This is a genomic window from Thalassospiraceae bacterium LMO-SO8 (assembly GCA_031655335.1).
Taxonomy (GTDB): Bacteria; Pseudomonadota; Alphaproteobacteria; order Rhodospirillales; family Casp-alpha2; genus UBA1479.
On record CP134226.1, the window covers coordinates 1,088,897 to 1,104,511 of the forward strand.

The window sequence follows — 15,615 nt, forward strand, 5'->3', positions numbered from 1 at the left end:
GCGCAGCATGGTTGTTACAGACAAGTTTCCCGCCGACCGGCGTGCCTGAAGGCCCCGTCGGCACCAAGAACAAACGAAACCGAAAGGACGATCCCATGGACGAAATCACCGAAGGCACGTCGCAGGTCGATTGCGATATTCTGGTCATCGGCGGCGGCACGGCCGGCCCCATGGCCGCCTACCGCGCGAAGAAAAAGAACCCCAACGCCAAGGTCATCCTGCTGGAAAAGGCCAACGTGAAGCGGTCGGGCGCCATCTCCATGGGCATGGACGGCCTGAACAACGCCGTCATCCCCGGTCATTCCACCCCGGAACAGTACGTCAAGGAAATCACCGTCGCCAACGACGGCATCGTCGACCAGGCCGCCGTCTACAAGTACGCGCAGAACTGCTACGAGATCATTCAGGAACTGGATGGCTTCGGCATCCGTTTCCAGAAGGACGAGAACGGCGACTTCGACGTCAAGAAGGTCCACCACATCGGCACCTACGTGCTGCCCATGCCCAACGGCGACACGGTGAAGAAGGCGCTGTACCGCCAGTTGAAGCGCGCCCGCCTGCTGATTTCCAACCGCTACATGGCGACCCGCCTGCTGACCGGCAAGGACGGCCGCATCGCCGGCGCCATCGCCGTCAACACGCGCACCGCCGAGTTTCTGGTGGTCCGCGCCAAGGCCGTGATCCTGTGCATGGGGGCGGCCGGGCGCCTCGGCCTGCCGACCTCGGGCTATCTGTTCGGGACCTACGAGAACGCCGCCAACTCGGGCGACGGCTATGCCATGGCCTATCACGCGGGCGCTGGCCTCGCGAACCTGGAATGCTTCCAGATCAATCCGCTGATCAAGGATTACAACGGCCCCGCCTGCGCCTATGTGGCCGGACCGTTCGGCGGCTACACGGCCAACAACGAAGGCATGCGCTTCATCGAATGCGATTACTGGTCGGGCCAGATGATGCAGGAGTTCTACAACGAACTGCAATCGGGCAAGGGGCCTGTGTTCCTCAAGCTCAACCACCTGGCGGATGAGACCATCGGCGAGATCGAAACCATCCTGCACGAGGTCGAACGCCCGACCCGCGGCCGCTTCCAGGTCAACCGCAACAACGACTACCGCAACGGCATGATCGAGATGCACATCTCGGAAATCGGTTTCTGTTCCGGCCATTCGGCGTCGGGCGTCTATGTCGACGACAACGCCTGCACCACGGTGCCGGGCCTCTATGCCGCCGGCGACATGGCCAGCGTGCCGCACAACTACATGCTGGGTGCGTTCACCAACGGCGCCGTCGCGGGCGAGCACGCCATCGACTTCGTCAACGAGGTGGATTTCGCCGACATCGACGAAGACTTCATCGCCGCCGAAAAGAAACGCGTCCTGGCCCCGACCACGCGCGAAGACGGCATTCCGCCGAACCAGGTCGAATACAAGACCCGACGTCTGGTCAACGACTACCTGCAACCGCCCAAGGTCACGCGCAAGATGCAACTGGCGCAGGACCGCTTCGCCGAAACCCGCGAGGTCATGGAGAACGAGATGGTCGCGCGCAATGCCCATGAACTGATGCGCTCGCTCGAGGTCTCGTCGATCATGGACTGCGCCGACATGGCCGCCTTCGCATCGCTGTTCCGCACGGAAAGCCGCTGGGGCCTGTATCACAACCGCGCCGACTATCCGGAACGGGACAACGAGAACTGGTTCTGCCACTCGATCCTGTCCAAGGACGCGAACGGCCAGATGACGATCAAGAAAAAGGACGTCGATCCCTACATCATCCCCATCGATGACGAAGAGAAAGACGCCTACGACAAACAGCGGATCAAGGCGCAGGCCTGACCAACAGCCCGCCGCCCCCGATCCACAAGGAGACAAACCCATGCCCCTCGCTGAACAACCCTCATCCGTCCCCGTCGTCGTCGACGAAGGCAAATGCATCGCCGACAAGGGCTGCACCGTCTGCGTCGATGTCTGCCCGCTGGATGTGCTGCGCATCTCGGACGCCACCGGCAAGGCCTTCATGAAGTACGACGAGTGCTGGTACTGCATGCCTTGCGAGGCCGATTGCCCGACGGGCGCGGTCACCGTCAACATTCCCTTCCTGCTGCGCTGACCCAAGGAGCCCGACCCCATGTCCGCATTCGAGCCCTTTGAGCAATTCGACGAGGTCGAAGACATCATCGACCGCCTGGAAGACCCCGATCCGGGCACGCGCCGCGTCGCCGTCATGGATCTGGCCGACAGCGCCGACCCCGCCGCCGTCACCCATCTGAAAAAGGCCCTGGCCGACGATTCCCGCGAGGTGCGGTTGCAGATCGCCCTGGCGCTCGGCGAATTCGACGGCCCGGAAACGGCGGAAGCCCTGCTGATCGCGCTGACCGATTCCGACAGCGGCGTGGCCCAGGCCGCCGCCGACAGCATGGCGGAATTGAAGGATCCGGCCTCGGCCGACCCGATCCTGCCGTTCGTCGCCCATGACTCGGCCTTCGTGCGCGCCGGCGCCCTGCGGGCGTTGCGCGAACTGAAGCGCCCGGAAAGCCTGAAGCCGGCCCTGGATGCCCTGTCCGATCCGGAAGCCAGCGTGCGTTCCGAAGCGGTCAGCGTCGTCGGCTACCTGAAGACCGAAGATGCCCTGCCCGCCCTGATGGCGATGCTGAAGGACGCCGACGCCGGCGTGCGCCGCACGGCTGCGGGGGCCTTGGGCTTCTCCGTCACGGGCGCCGCCGCCGATACCCTGGCCCAGGCGCTGAGCGATACGGACTGGCAGGTCCGCGAGGTCGCCGCCGAAACGCTGTGCAAGGTGCAGTCGCCGGGCGCCATTCCGGCCCTGCGCAAGGCGCTCGCCGACGATTACTGGCAGGTCCGGCAGAAGGCCATCCGCTCCCTCGGCAAGCTGGGTGCGGCGGAGGCCATCGAGGACATCGCGCCGTCCCTCGACCACGACATCTCCAACCTGCGTAAGGAAGCCGCCGCGGCAATGGGCGAGATCGCCTCGCCCAAGGCGGTGCCCGCCCTCGAAGCGCATCTCGACGACCCCGACCCCGACGTCCGCAAGAACATCCGCTGGGCGCTCAGCCGCATCCGCGCCGAATAGGACACCGCCCACCCCCCTTCAACCGCAACCGGCCCGTTCCCGTTATGAACCACGTGACCCAGAACATCGTGACCCAGGAAACAGAGAGCCTTCCGAAATACGTGGTGGTTCGCGATTGGTTGGCGCGGCGGATCAACACCGGCGACTTTCAGCCGGGGGGACGGCTGCCGTCGGAACATTCCCTGGTCGCCAGGTTCGGCGTGTCGCGGGTCACCGTGCGCCACGCCCTCGACGCGCTGAAGAAATCCGGCATGGTCGAAAGCCATCAGGGCCAGGGCCATTTCGTGCGCGGCATCAAGGCCGAACTGGACATGCGCCGGTTGCGCGGACTGGGCGAGGCGCTCGGCCCGAACGGTTTGCAGGCGACGGCGCAATTGCTGGAGCGGGCCGAGATCAAGGCCAACAGCCAGGTCCGCCAGGCGCTGGCTCTGCCGCCGTCGAGCCTGGTCACCGTGGTCCGCCGCCTGCGCCTGGCCAACGCGGCCCCCATCTGTTTCGAGGAACGCTACCTTCTGCCCGAGGTCGGCCGCCTGCTTTCAGACCGTGACCTGGAATCGAGCGACGTCTGCACCCTTCTGGAAGAGTCGCGCGGCGTGGCGATGGCCTTCGGCGACGTCGTCATGGACATGGTCAAGGCCGCGCCTAAGCTGGCCCAGCATCTGGAGATCGAGCCGGGGGCGACGGTCGTGCGCACGGAACAGGTCAACGTCGACGTCAACGGCGTCGCCATCGATTTCTGCATTCGCCACGCCGTCGCCGAGGCCTTCCGATACCGCACCCGCATCGGCCGCTGGTAACCCGCGGCATCATGCGCCCCCCCATCCTTCCGCACCACCACATCCACCGACTTGCCGCCGCGATCTTCGCGGCGGCCTTTCTTTTCGGGCATCCGGCAACCGCCGACGGTGCCGGCCCCATGGCGCCGGCGCCGGCGCCCATCGCCGCCCCGGCGATCGACCTGCCGCGGCTGGACGGAACCCCGTTTTCCCTGGCCGGCCGCAAGGGCGGATTCACGCTCATCAACTTCTGGGCGTTGTGGTGCGCGCCCTGTCGCATCGAGATGCCGGCGTTGGCCCGGTTGAAAACACAAATGGCGGGACGGGGACTTGAAGTCGTCGCCGTGAACCTGGGCGACAAGCCGGACGCGGTCGCGCGGTTCCTGACGCAAGTGAATGTGGGCGGACTGACCATCGTGATGGACCGTCAATCCGCCGTCGGCCGCGCATGGCATGTCCAGGCGCTGCCCGCGACGTTCCTGGTCGGCCCCGACGGCGTCATCACCCATGCGGCGGTCGGCGCCCGTGATTGGGCCGCCGCCCCGGTCCTTCAATGGTTCGAAAAGCAGCTGACGGCGGCCCCCCGCTGAGAGCCTGAGAACGGCCGCATCTCGGCAACTTGTATCGTCCTGGCGGATATCTAAGTGATTAAAAAATAAACATGATTATGGCGGAGATTAAAAAATCATCATTTTCCATTCAAGGCGGCTCAAAATCGGCAAAAATATGATAATTTATCCTTATATATCAAATGGTTATTTTTATTTTGCAGGTGCGAAAACTGGCAAGGTAATTGCACTTATAGAGGCCGTAACGAGACAACTTTGATGCAGAGCAAAGGAGAATTCAACAATGCTCAGGCACGTAACGCAGGGATTGGCATTGGGGGCCTTGTTGGCGGTGACAGCGGCGGCACCGGCCCAGGCCAAAACCATCAAGGTGGCCATCGGTCACCAAAGCATGTGTACCGACACCTATACGGCGGGCATCGTCGTCAAGGAACTGAAGCTTCTTGAAAAGCACCTGCCGAAAACCGGCAAGTACAAGGATGTGGACTACGACATCAGCTGGGCCGACTATTCGTCCGGCGGCCCCATCACCAACCAGATGATGGCCAACAAGCTGAACATCGGCGTGATGGGCGACTACCCCCTGATCGTCAACGGCGCCAAATTTCAGGCCACGGACAGCCTGCGCACCTACTATGTCGCGGGCACCGGCTACAACCTGAAGGGATCGGGCAACGCCATCGTGGTGCCCGTGAAGTCGGACCTCTACAAGATCGGCGATCTTGAGGGCAAGGAAGTGTCCACGCCCGTGGGCTCCGCCGCCTGGGGCATGCTGTTGAAGGCCGCCCAGGACAACAAGATCAAGTTCCAGTTGAAGAACCAGAGCCCGGCCGTGGGTGCGGCGAACATCGCCGCGGGCAAGATCGACGCCCATTCGGACTTCTGCCCCTGGTCGGAAATCATGGAATTCCGCGGCACCGGCCGCAAGATCTATGACGGTTCGGAAGCCGGCGTGCCCTATCTGCACGGCGTCGTTGTGCGCAAGGATCTGGCCGACGACTATCCGGAAGTGGTGCAGGCCTTCATCAAGGCCGTCTACGACGCCGGCAAGTGGATCAAGGAAGACCCCATCCGCGCCACCGATCTGATGGAGAAATGGACGGGCGTCGAGAAGGAAGTGCTCTACATCTACTTCTCGAAGGGGGGGCACCTCTCCCTCGACCCGACCATCAAGCCCAAGTGGACGGAAGCCCTCAAGTTCGACCACACGGTCCTGGTCCGTGAGAAAGCGATCCCGCCGCTCGATTTCGGCGACTGGATCACCGAGAAGTATATCCGCGCCGCCTACAAGGACATGGGCGTGGATTACGACAAGGACAAGGCGATGATTGTCGACCCCGCGGTCGCCAATGCAGGCCTGCCCAACGAAATCTGGCACGCCCGCGACGGGATCAAGGAATACGCGACCCTGCCCGAATTCCTGGGCGCGATCGCCTCGTTCCGCGCCACGGGTGCGAAGATCAACTCCACCTACGTCTACGACAAGGAAACGGGGCTCAAGCTGTTCGGCAAGACCGCCTTCTGGGTCGTCACGCCGAAGGGCGAGTTCGCGACGTTCCTGCGCCGCGGCGAAGCTGAAAAGTACGCCAGCACCATCGACGGCAAGGTCATTACCTTCGAAGACGCCATCGGCATGAAATCCAGCTGATCACACGCCTGACCGGCGGGACGGAGGGCCCAAGCCTCCGTCCCGCCGCCTTTTCCCGGCCCTGGCCGGCCCCTTGGCAGAAGCCCGAAGACGGCCATGAGCATCCAAGACGACGACCGAAACCACGGAGATACCGGCGCGATGAACGCTCCCATTCCAGAACCGCAAGCTGACGCCCCGGCCGCAGACGCCGTTTCCGCCCGCGACGCCGAAACCCGTCAGCCCGTCACGCCCAAGGAAGCCGTCGGCGTCCTGGTCGCCGCCGTGCTGAAGCCCAAAGCCTTGGTGCCCTTCGCAAAGTCCTGGTCGATCCGCCTGATCGCGCTGGCCGTCGGCGTTCTGGTCTGGCACATCGCGACGGAGACGAAGTTCAATTACTTCATCAATTTCGAGAACGTGCCCTCGCCGATCAAGGTCTGGACCGCCTTCGTCGCGCATGTCCATTCCACCGAATTTTACATCCACATCGCGGTGTCGATGCAGCGCATCGTCATCGGCTACATGAGCGCCGTCGGGCTCGGCATTCTGCTGGGTCTCATGATCGGCCGCTCGCGCCTGGCCCGCGACGTGATCTCGCCCTATATCGAAATTCTGCGCCCGATCCCGGCGGTGGCTTGGATTCCGCTGGCCATCCTGATGTGGCCGACCGAGGAAAGCTCGATCATCTACATCACCTTTCTGGGTGCCCTGTTCCCGATCATCCTGAACACGGCCCACGGCGCGGAACTGACGCCGGACGTGCTGATCCGCGCGGCCAAATCGCTCGGCGCCAACCGCCGGGAAATCTTCTGGCACGTGGTCATTCCGGCGGCCCTGCCGTCGATCACCGCCGGCCTTGCCATCGGCATGGGCGTGTCCTGGTTCTCGCTGCTGGCCGGGGAAATCATCTCGGGCCAATACGGCATCGGCTACTTCACCTGGAACGCCTATTCGCTGATCAACTATCCGGACATCGTCGTCGGCATGCTGATGATCGGCGGTCTCGGCACGCTGTCGACCTACGCGGTGCGGCTGGCGACCCGGCCGCTGCTGAGCTGGCAGCGGCGGTCGCGATGACGGCCGCCGCCAGGGCATCGCGGATCAAGGACGCCGTCACGGCGCGCCCGCGCCTGTGGCTCGGCATCGCCTTGGGTTTTCCCGTCGCCTATTACGCCCTGATGTTCGCCGCCCTGGTGATCCGTTTCCAGGCCTGGCCCAACTACGCGGTGACCTACGACTGGTTCGGGAACGTCGCCGAGATCGTCCGCTCGACCCCCTCTGTGTCCGACATGAGCGCCATCATCGCCCAGGAATGGCTGTTCGAGGTCGGGCGCATGAACTACGACTTCGGCAACGGCATTTCCGAATGGAGCCTCAACATCAATCCGGCCAAGGTTCTGGTGGTCATGGTCCTGGCGGCCTTGATCGCCACCATCACGACGCTTCTGCTCGCGCGCCGCACGCAATGCTCGGGCGCCCGCTTGAACGGCGCCGGCGCCGTCGGCGGACTGGGCGCCGTCCTGGTCGGCATGACCAACGTGACGCTCGCCTGGGTCGTCTGCTGCGCCACGCCCAGCTGGGTCGTCGGCCTGGCGATCCTCGGCCTCGGCGTGTCGAGTTCGCTGTGGCTTGAACAATTCGGCTGGTGGATCGAATACGCGGGCTTCGCCTCGCTCGTCCTTTCCCTGCTCTGGCTTTCGGGTCCGCCGAAGCCGGCGCAGGCCGCCAAACCGTCCTCATACCCGCAATCAGCCATGGGAGCCCCCCAATGATCGCCAACATCATCAATCTCACCCGCGACAAGGACACGGAGGCCGATGCCCGCCGTGCCAGCGAGGGCAAGGGGCACGTCACCATCGAGGACGTGGCCGTGGTGTTCGGCTCCGGCTCCGACAGCCATACCGCCGTGGAAAGCACGACCCTGGACGTTCAGCCGGGCGAGTTCCTCTGCATCCTCGGCCCATCGGGCTGCGGCAAGTCGACGCTGTTGAATTCCGTCGCGGGCTTCGTGCAGCCGACGGCCGGCGCGGTCAAGGTCGACGGCAAGGCCGTGACCCAGCCCGGCCCCGACCGCGGCATGGTGTTCCAGCAGTATTCCCTGATGCCGTGGAAGACCGTGCGCGACAACGTCGCCTTCGGCCCGCTTCTGGCGGGCCACAGCCGGTCCGAGGCGCAATCCATCGCCTACACCTTCCTCAACATGGTCGGGCTGTCGCGCTTCGCGAAACATTACCCGTCGGAACTGTCCGGCGGCATGCAGCAGCGCGTGGGCATCGCCCGAGCGCTGGCCAACTATCCTTCGGTCCTGTTGATGGACGAACCGTTCGGCGCGCTCGACGCGCAGACGCGGCTGATGATGCAGGAAAACCTTCTGCGCATCTGGGAAGACTTCGGCACCACGGTCATGTTCGTCACCCACGACGTCGACGAGGCCGTGTTCCTGGCCGACCGGGTGGTCATCATGAGCGCCGCCCCCGGGCGCATCATCGACGACTTCAAGGTCGACATCGCCCGCCCGCGCACGCCCGAGGTCTACACCGACGAAACCTTCGTCGCGCTGAAGCGCCGCTGCATGGAACGCATCCGTAGCGAAAGCCTGCGCGCCTTCGATCAGCAGAACCATTAGGACCCTGGCCATGCGCCGTCGCTTCGCCCTTTCCGCTTTCCTGCTCCTGCTGGCCGCCGGCCTGGGCGGGGGGGCCGCCCGCGCCGAGATTCGCGTGGTCGAACCGGACAAGCCCGAAGCCCTGCCGGCCTTTGCACTGTCCGATCACAAGGGCCAGCCGTTCACGGCCGAGCGCTACAAGGGCCACTGGTCGCTGACCACCATCGGTTTCACGTCCTGCCCGGACGTTTGCCCCTTCGTGCTGTCGAACATCGCCGAGGTCGTCAATCAGATGACGCTCCGCGTGCGCCCGGACAAGCTGCCCCAGGTCGTGTTCGTCGGCGTCGATCCCCAGCGCGACGCGCCGGTGATGGCCGACTACGTGGCCCATTTCGATCCACGCTTCGTGGGCGTCACCGGCACGCACGAGGAACTGGCGAAGCTGGTCAAGGGCATCGACGGGTTCTACCGCATCGGCAAGCCCAAGAAGGATGGCGATTACGAGGTGCAGCACAGCGCGAGCGTCATCGTCACCGGGCCCGACGGGCGGGTTCATGCCAAGTTGTCGCCGCCGCTCGACCCCGCCGGGGTCGCCGAGTACCTGGCCCGCAAGCAGATCGCCTATGTTCGCGAGCAAAGGAATAATTGAATGAAATCAAATATCTACAAAACATGTCTTGGCTGCCTGACCGGGGCTGCCCTGACCCTTGCGGCCCAGACGGCACAGGCCTGCGAAGCCCATGCCTTTCTCAAGACCCAGACGGCGGAAGCCAAGACCACGTCCCCTCAGGGCCCGGTCATGGCCATGGACGCCTGGGTGCCCGTCGCCCCGCCGGGGGTCAAGGCCCATGCCGCCTATCTGGTGCTGATGAACCATGGCGCGGATCTCCGCGCGGTGACGGCGGTGCACAGTCCGCAGTATGCCTCGGCGGCCATGCACGCCAGCCAGGTAAAGGACGGCGTCAACGTCATGCAGCATCTGGCCCAGGTCGATCTGCCGGCGGGATCGTCCGTGGCGTTCAAGCCGCACGGCCTGCACATCATGCTGATGGGGGCCAAAAAGCCCCTCGCGCCGGGCGACACGGTCGACCTTGTCCTGACCCTGGACGACGGCACCACCGTCGCGGTCACGGCGGAGGTCCGCAAGCGGGGGACCGCCGTCCCCATGAATCACGACCATATGGGCCATGATCACAGAGGATCGTGACCGGAAGATCGGAACGTTCCCCATGATCCGCGTATCCTCCCTTGCCGGCGTCGCGGCCTTTGCCGTGATGCTCGCCGCCCATTCCGCACGCGCCGGGATGATCGACGAAAGCGGCCTGAAGCCGTGGGAGAACTGCGCCCTCTGCCATTCCCTCGACGGCGTGTCGCGCATGGCCAAGTTCCCCAAGCTGGCGGGGCAGGTTCCGGTCTATATCGAAAAGCAGATTCGGGATTTCCGCGCCGCCAAGCGGACCAACGACGGCGAACAGATGCAGGGCATGGCCGGCCTGATCGCGGAAAAGGACATCCCCGTGGTCGCCGGGTACTTCGCCGGCCTGCCACCGCCCCCGCCCGCGGACCCGCCGCCGGACGGTGAGCGTCTGGCCGGCCAGACGCTCTATCACAAGGGCGATGCCGCGCGCGGCCTGCCCGCCTGCGTGTCCTGCCACGGCAAGGACAAGGTCGCGGCGTCGGGCGCGCCCAGGCTTGAGGCGCAACATGCCGACTATGTGGTAAAACAGTTGACGGATTTCCGATCGGGCGACCGCGCGAACGATCCCGGCGGCGTCATGGCCGGGGTCGCGGCGAAACTGAGCGACGCGGATATCCGGGCCGTCGGCGGCTATCTCGCCGCCGAACCCAGAAACTAGGACACGGGCGTGATGACCAAAATCCCGCCCCGGCTGCGCGTGATCGAGACCAGGGATATGACCACGGACGAACCCCTTTCCGCCCTGTTCCTGTCGGAAAGCATGTCGGACCTGAACGAGGGATCGACCTTTCTCGACCGCCTGAGCATGGAGGAAGTCACCTTCATCCGTTCGCGCGGATCCACCATCAAGGCCGCGCGCGGCGAAGGCATCTTCCATCAGGGCGATCGGCACGAAGGCATCTATCTGATCGAAAGCGGGCGCGTGCGCACCTTCTGCACCGGCCCGTCGGGGCGCGAATTGACGCTGGCCTATTGGACCCCCGGCCACTTCATCGGCGGGCCCGAAGTGTTCGGCGGCGGCGTTCACCTGTGGTCCGGCGAGGCCATGGAGGATTCCCGCGTCATGGCGTTGTCCGGGGCCGTGGTGCGCGACCTGATCGAGCGCATGCCGATCTTCGCGCTGTGCCTGATCGACGCCCTGGTCGCCAAGGGGAAATGTTATTCCCAGCTGGTGCAGATGCTGGGCACGCGTTCCGTCGCGCAGCGCCTGGCGCAGTTGTTGAAGATCATGGGCCAGGTCCATGGCCGCGACGACGCCGAGGGGGTGTTGATCGACCGCCGGGTCACCCACGACCAATTGGCGGATATCGTCGGCTCGACCCGGCAATGGGTGACGACGACCCTCGACCGCTGGCAAAAGGATCAGGTGATCCTGATCCGCGGCCGCATGATCGTGATCCGCAGACCGGACACCTTGGAAGACCTCGCCGAGTCCTGAGCCGCGTTTTTAGGAAAGCGGGTCGGGCGGCGCGATGCCGAGGTCGCGGCCGGCGCCGGATATGGCGGCCCAGGCGTCAGGGGCGAGCGGAATGCCGTCCTTGCGCCGCGCGTCGCGCATGCGGGCCTCGGGCTCGCCGGGGACCAGCACCTCGCCGCCGCCCTGCACGGGCCGGGCACTTTTCACGTAATCGATATAGCGGCGCAGTTCGCGGGCGTAATCGTCTTCGGCCCCGAAGCGGTCGCGGCACATGTAAATCGACAGCATGCCGTTATAGATCTTGTCGTAACCCGGCCCGGTGGCGCCGGAGCCCGTGAGCGCCCCCGCCAGCAGTTCGCACATCAAGGCCAGACCCGACCCCTTGTGCCCGCCCATGGCGACCAAGGCACCCGCCCCGTTGCGGGAATTGGGCTGCACCGCCGGATCGATGGGGCCGTACAGCATGGCCGGATCGGCGCTGGGTTGGCCGTCGGGCCCGATCAAACTGCCTTCGGGCAACGCCTTTCCGCCCTTGGAGGCGACCAGAACCTTGCCCTCGGCGACCAGGGAGGTCGCGAAATCCAGGATCACCGGCGCACCCCCGGCCCCCGGCACACCGATCGCGACCGGCGCCGTGGACATGCGCCGTTCCGCCCCGCCGAAGGGGGCGACCAGAACGCTGCCCGCCACGTTGACGAAATGCACCGATACCTGGTTTGCCGCCGCCGCCGTCTCGGCGAAGGCGCCGATGCGCCCCAAATGCCCGGCATGGCGCAGGGCGACCACGGCGACGCCATGGTCCTTGGCCCGGTCGATGCCCCGGGCCACGGTCTGCGGCCCCACGGTCTGGCCGAACCCGAAGCCGCCGTCGAGGATCATCAGGGCGCCCGCGTCGCTGACCACGGTGACGTCGCGGTCGGCGACCAGGTTGCCGGTCTTGAGCCAGCCAAGATAGCGCGGCGTGCGGATCACGCCGTGGCTGTCATGGCCGGACAGGTTGGCCTCGACCAGATTTTCGGCGACGCGCCGGCCTTCGGCCCGGGAGCAGCCGGCGGCATGGAACACCTCGGCCAGGAAAGCCGTCAGGGCATCGGCATCGATGCGCAGCGCATCCGTTCCCATGCTCACAACACGTCCTTGTTGACGACGAAGGCCGGGTCCAGGTCGCCGTCCAGGGCGGCCAGGGCGTTGCGCACGGCGGTTTCCGCGACACGGCGGCCCGTCTCGACCGTCAGGGCCGAGTTGTGGGGCGTGAACAGCACGTTGTCGAGGGCCAGCAGGGGGCAATCGTTCTTGGGCGGCTCGTCCCTGGTCACGTCCAACCCGGCACCGCCGAGGTGGCCGGTGGTCAGGGCCGCGTGCAAAGCGTCCTCGTCGATCAGCGATCCCCGCGCCGTGTTGATGACATAGGCGCCCGGCTTCATGGCCGCGAATTCGGCCGCGCCCAGCAACGCTGAGCCGTCGTCGTTGGCCGGCAGGTGCAGGCTGACGAAATCGGCCTCGCCCAGGGCGTCGCGGAAATCGGCGACGTAATCGTAGCCCAGGCGTTCGGCCTCTTTCCGCGTCGCCTCGCGGCCGCAGGCAATCACCCGCATGCCGAAGGCGGCACAACGCTTGGCCGCCTCGCCGCCGATGCCGCCGAGACCGATGATCAGCACCGTCTTGTCGAGCATTTCGTGGCTCAGGCTCTTGAACCGCTCCGCATATTTTCCCGTGCGGGTGTTGCGGTCCATGACCGCAATGTTGCGGCTGAGCCCCAGCATCAGCAATACCGTATGCTCGGCCACGGAGGCCGCCAGGGCGTCGCCGACGATGGCGAGCGGAATGCCCCGCCCGCTGAGCGCCGCCACGTCGATATGGTCGTATCCGACCCCCAGGCGCGACACGACCTTGAGCTTCGCGGCCCCCGCGATGGCCGGGGCGGTCAGCGGCGTCAGCCGCATGATAACCGCGTCGGCGTCGCGGATGCCGGCGGCCAGGCTGTCCGGGGTCAGGCCGAGTTCAAGGCGCACGTCCAGGCCGTCGCGCAGGGACAGCAGTTCCATCCCCCGCGCATGCATGGGGCCTTCGACAAATATGGTCGCCATGATGTCCCGCCCTTAGGACGCGTCGTCGAAATCAAGCGGATCGCGGGTTACCCGTTCGCCAGGACGGTAGAAAACCATGACCGCCCCGACCGCGACCAGAGCAACCGCAAGGACCGCGAATTGGAACGGCACGAAATCCTTGACGTGTTCCTGGCGCAGCCCGAGGAAGGTCAGAACGGCGATGATGGCGGCCGCAAGCCCCCAATAGACGGGCCGGCCGATGAACAGATCGGACATCTTCATTGCGCGGTCTCCGGGTTGAAGCGGTAGCGCGTGACCGCGAACATGACGACGCCCAGGGCGCCGACCAAGGGCAGGATGAAGCTGGGCAGGCCGTCGATCAGCGGCTCCATCGGCGGCAGCAACGCCATCACCGACAGTACCCCGATCACCGCCCGCATGGCCGCGTTGAGCGGGCCCTTGAACCAGCCTTCGAGCATGACCGACAGCCCCCACAGGCTGATGAAGGCGGACACCGCCGACAGGCAGGTCAGCCAAAGAGGCCCGACGAACAGGAGAGACGGGTTATAGACAAAGGCGAAGGGCACCAGATACTTGGCGATGCCGATGCGCGCCGATTCCACCGCCGTCCCCATGGGGCTGGACCCGGCGATGGCCGCCGCCGCGAAGGACGCCAGCGCCACCGGCGGCGTGATGGTCGACACCACGCCGTAATAGAAGGCGAACATATGCGCCGCCATGGGCACGACTTTCAGATGGATCAGCGACGGCACGATCAGCGCCGCCACGGTGATGTAGACGGCGGTGGTCGTCATCCCCATGCCGAGGATGATGGCCGCGACGCCGGTGAGCGCCAGCAGAAGCAGCAGGTTGCCGTCGGCGATGTTGATGACCTCGTTGGTGAACTTGAGGCCCAGGCCCGACACGAAGATCGAACCGATGATGATCCCGGCGCAGGCGCAGGCCACGGTCACCGGCATCGCCGCGCGCACCCCGGATTCCAGCGCCGCCAGCAGGTCGACGGGGCTCATGCGGGTAAGCGGGTCGCGGAAGCTGAGAACCACCAGGGTCACGATGGCCCAGAACGCCGACAACATGGGCGAATAGCCCCAGGCCAGCAGGCCGACCAGCACGCCGAGGGTCAGCAGCTGATGCCAACCGTGCTTCAGCACGTTCATGGCTCGCGGCAGGGTGCGCTTGTCCAGGCGCTTGATGCCGTCCTTTTCGGCTTCGATATCGACCATGAAATAGATGGTCGCGAAATACAGCAGCGTCGGAATGATCGCGGCGATGATCACCGTCAGATAGCTGACGTGCATGAATTCGGCGATGATGAAGGCGGCGGCCCCCATGATCGGCGGCGTGATCTGCCCGCCCGACGAGGCACAGGCCTCGACCGCGGCGGCGAACTTGGGCCGGTAGCCCAGCTTGCGCATCAGGGGGATGGTGAACGATCCGGTCGTCACCACGTTGGCGACGGCGGATCCGGACACGGTGCCGAGAAAGGCGCTCGCCACCACCGATGCCTTGGCCGGACCGCCGCGGCGGTGGCCGGTCAGCGCGATGGCGAGGTCGATCAGCATGCGCCCCGCACCCGTGCGGATCAGGATCGCGCCGAAGATGATGAACAGCACGATATAGGTGGCGGCCACGGAAATCGGGATGCCGAACATGCCTTCGGAGCGGATGAACAGGATGTCGATGTATTTGGTGATCGACGTCGGCGGGCCGTAGAGGAAGCCGCCGAACTTATCCGCATAGAGCGAATGAACGACGAAGAACGACGTCACCAGAACCATGGGCAGGCCGACGGAACGGCGCGTCGTTTCCATGACCAGGAAGATCAGCAAAAAGCCCATCCACAGGTCGGAATCGATCAGCTCCCCTTCGCGCTGGGAAAACGCGTCCAGATCCCACAGCGTGTAGACCTGCACCGCGAGAACCGCGAACACCAGAAGCGCGTCGATCCCGAAAGCGCCCCATTGCACGGGCGTCGCCGGCATGTCGCGCCAGGATTTTCGGCCGAGCGGGAACAGCAGCACCGCCAGCACCATCATTCCGGTCAGATGCGTGGAGCGGAAGGCCCGCGATTGCGGCGTGCCGAACACGGCGACGTATAGATGGAACAAGGCCAGCGCGATGGCGACGGTCGCGACGGTCAGGGCGATCCAGGTCACCAGATCGTAGCCGCGGCGCATCAGCGCGTGCTCAAGAACGGAGAACTCCCGCACTTCGTCGTAGTGCAGGGGTTCGGGCGTAACGGTTTGATTATCTGTCATGGGGTG

General features: G+C 65.2%; 17 protein-coding genes. 13 read left to right on the forward strand and 4 right to left on the reverse strand.

Going from position 1 to position 15,615, the window contains the following annotated elements:
- Positions 1-95 precede the first annotated feature (95 nt).
- The 13 genes from RJ527_05280 to RJ527_05340 all read left to right on the forward strand — a co-directional run bounded on the left by RJ527_05280 (position 96) and on the right by RJ527_05340 (position 11,303).
- Positions 96-1,835, forward strand: a complete 1,740-nt coding sequence (locus tag RJ527_05280) for a fumarate reductase/succinate dehydrogenase flavoprotein subunit (GenBank protein WND77158.1) — start codon at positions 96-98, stop codon at positions 1,833-1,835.
- 40 nt (positions 1,836-1,875) lie between these two features.
- The gene (locus RJ527_05285) at positions 1,876-2,109 is read left to right on the forward strand and encodes a ferredoxin family protein (protein ID WND77159.1); all 234 of its coding nucleotides are present in this window, start codon (positions 1,876-1,878) and stop codon (positions 2,107-2,109) included.
- A gap of 18 nt (positions 2,110-2,127) precedes the next feature.
- Positions 2,128-3,090, forward strand: a complete 963-nt coding sequence (locus tag RJ527_05290) for a HEAT repeat domain-containing protein (GenBank protein ID WND77160.1) — start codon at positions 2,128-2,130, stop codon at positions 3,088-3,090.
- Between the two features lie 53 nt (positions 3,091-3,143).
- Positions 3,144-3,887: a GntR family transcriptional regulator gene (locus tag RJ527_05295; protein WND77161.1), complete on the forward strand. Its 744-nt coding sequence runs from the start codon at positions 3,144-3,146 to the stop codon at positions 3,885-3,887.
- A gap of 11 nt (positions 3,888-3,898) precedes the next feature.
- On the forward strand, positions 3,899-4,456 hold the full coding sequence (locus tag RJ527_05300; protein ID WND77162.1) for a TlpA disulfide reductase family protein: 558 nt from the start codon (positions 3,899-3,901) through the stop codon (positions 4,454-4,456).
- A 262-nt stretch (positions 4,457-4,718) separates the two neighbouring features.
- Positions 4,719-6,083 (forward strand): ABC transporter substrate-binding protein, encoded by a 1,365-nt coding sequence (locus RJ527_05305; GenBank protein WND77163.1) that lies wholly within the window; start codon positions 4,719-4,721, stop codon positions 6,081-6,083.
- A gap of 96 nt (positions 6,084-6,179) precedes the next feature.
- Complete coding sequence (locus RJ527_05310) at positions 6,180-7,139, forward strand: ABC transporter permease (GenBank protein WND77164.1); 960 nt, start codon at positions 6,180-6,182, stop codon at positions 7,137-7,139.
- Positions 7,136-7,834, forward strand: a complete 699-nt coding sequence (locus RJ527_05315; protein WND77165.1) for a hypothetical protein — start codon at positions 7,136-7,138, stop codon at positions 7,832-7,834. The genes RJ527_05310 and RJ527_05315 overlap by 4 nt, the downstream gene beginning before the upstream one ends.
- Positions 7,831-8,688, forward strand: a complete 858-nt coding sequence (locus RJ527_05320) for an ABC transporter ATP-binding protein (protein WND77166.1) — start codon at positions 7,831-7,833, stop codon at positions 8,686-8,688. Before RJ527_05315 ends, RJ527_05320 begins: the two co-directional genes overlap by 4 nt.
- Positions 8,689-8,698: 10 nt before the next feature.
- A complete protein-coding gene (locus RJ527_05325; GenBank protein ID WND77167.1) occupies positions 8,699-9,316 on the forward strand; it encodes an SCO family protein in 618 nt (205 codons plus the stop codon).
- Complete coding sequence (locus RJ527_05330) at positions 9,317-9,874, forward strand: copper chaperone PCu(A)C (GenBank protein ID WND77168.1); 558 nt, start codon at positions 9,317-9,319, stop codon at positions 9,872-9,874. It abuts the gene before it with no gap.
- 22 nt (positions 9,875-9,896) lie between these two features.
- Positions 9,897-10,523 (forward strand): c-type cytochrome, encoded by a 627-nt coding sequence (locus tag RJ527_05335; protein WND77169.1) that lies wholly within the window; start codon positions 9,897-9,899, stop codon positions 10,521-10,523.
- A 12-nt stretch (positions 10,524-10,535) separates the two neighbouring features.
- A complete protein-coding gene (locus RJ527_05340) occupies positions 10,536-11,303 on the forward strand; it encodes a Crp/Fnr family transcriptional regulator (GenBank protein ID WND78019.1) in 768 nt (255 codons plus the stop codon).
- Between the two features lie 9 nt (positions 11,304-11,312).
- On the opposite strand, the gene RJ527_05345 is transcribed toward RJ527_05340, so the two are convergent.
- From RJ527_05345 to RJ527_05360, 4 genes are read right to left on the reverse strand one after another with little or no spacing between them, the layout of a single operon-like run.
- A complete protein-coding gene (locus RJ527_05345; GenBank protein ID WND78020.1) occupies positions 11,313-12,404 on the reverse strand; it encodes a malate/lactate/ureidoglycolate dehydrogenase in 1,092 nt (363 codons plus the stop codon).
- Between the two features lie 2 nt (positions 12,405-12,406).
- Entirely contained in the window at positions 12,407-13,369 is a 963-nt protein-coding gene (locus tag RJ527_05350; protein WND77170.1) for an NAD(P)-dependent oxidoreductase, read from the reverse strand.
- Positions 13,370-13,381: 12 nt separating this feature from the next.
- The gene (locus RJ527_05355; GenBank protein WND77171.1) at positions 13,382-13,612 is read right to left on the reverse strand and encodes a hypothetical protein; all 231 of its coding nucleotides are present in this window, start codon (positions 13,610-13,612) and stop codon (positions 13,382-13,384) included.
- Positions 13,609-15,609 (reverse strand): TRAP transporter fused permease subunit, encoded by a 2,001-nt coding sequence (locus RJ527_05360; protein WND77172.1) that lies wholly within the window; start codon positions 15,607-15,609, stop codon positions 13,609-13,611. Before RJ527_05360 ends, RJ527_05355 begins: the two co-directional genes overlap by 4 nt.
- Positions 15,610-15,615: the final 6 nt, after the last annotated feature.

What these genes read in the sequence shown, in the direction of transcription:
- RJ527_05280 (WND77158.1), top strand. Translation starts at nt 96, where the DNA reads ATGGACGAAATCACCGAAGGCACGTCGCAGGTCGATTGCGATATTCTG.
- RJ527_05285 (WND77159.1), top strand. Translation starts at nt 1,876, where the DNA reads ATGCCCCTCGCTGAACAACCCTCATCCGTCCCCGTCGTCGTCGACGAA.
- RJ527_05290 (WND77160.1), top strand. Translation starts at nt 2,128, where the DNA reads ATGTCCGCATTCGAGCCCTTTGAGCAATTCGACGAGGTCGAAGACATC.
- RJ527_05300 (WND77162.1), top strand. Translation starts at nt 3,899, where the DNA reads ATGCGCCCCCCCATCCTTCCGCACCACCACATCCACCGACTTGCCGCC.
- RJ527_05305 (WND77163.1), top strand. Translation starts at nt 4,719, where the DNA reads ATGCTCAGGCACGTAACGCAGGGATTGGCATTGGGGGCCTTGTTGGCG.
- RJ527_05310 (WND77164.1), top strand. Translation starts at nt 6,180, where the DNA reads ATGAGCATCCAAGACGACGACCGAAACCACGGAGATACCGGCGCGATG.
- RJ527_05315 (WND77165.1), top strand. Translation starts at nt 7,136, where the DNA reads ATGACGGCCGCCGCCAGGGCATCGCGGATCAAGGACGCCGTCACGGCG.
- RJ527_05320 (WND77166.1), top strand. Translation starts at nt 7,831, where the DNA reads ATGATCGCCAACATCATCAATCTCACCCGCGACAAGGACACGGAGGCC.
- RJ527_05325 (WND77167.1), top strand. Translation starts at nt 8,699, where the DNA reads ATGCGCCGTCGCTTCGCCCTTTCCGCTTTCCTGCTCCTGCTGGCCGCC.
- RJ527_05330 (WND77168.1), top strand. Translation starts at nt 9,317, where the DNA reads ATGAAATCAAATATCTACAAAACATGTCTTGGCTGCCTGACCGGGGCT.
- RJ527_05335 (WND77169.1), top strand. Translation starts at nt 9,897, where the DNA reads ATGATCCGCGTATCCTCCCTTGCCGGCGTCGCGGCCTTTGCCGTGATG.
- RJ527_05340 (WND78019.1), top strand. Translation starts at nt 10,536, where the DNA reads ATGACCAAAATCCCGCCCCGGCTGCGCGTGATCGAGACCAGGGATATG.
- RJ527_05345 (WND78020.1), bottom strand. Translation starts at nt 12,404, where the DNA reads ATGGGAACGGATGCGCTGCGCATCGATGCCGATGCCCTGACGGCTTTC.
- RJ527_05350 (WND77170.1), bottom strand. Translation starts at nt 13,369, where the DNA reads ATGGCGACCATATTTGTCGAAGGCCCCATGCATGCGCGGGGGATGGAA.
- RJ527_05355 (WND77171.1), bottom strand. Translation starts at nt 13,612, where the DNA reads ATGAAGATGTCCGATCTGTTCATCGGCCGGCCCGTCTATTGGGGGCTT.
- RJ527_05360 (WND77172.1), bottom strand. Translation starts at nt 15,609, where the DNA reads ATGACAGATAATCAAACCGTTACGCCCGAACCCCTGCACTACGACGAA.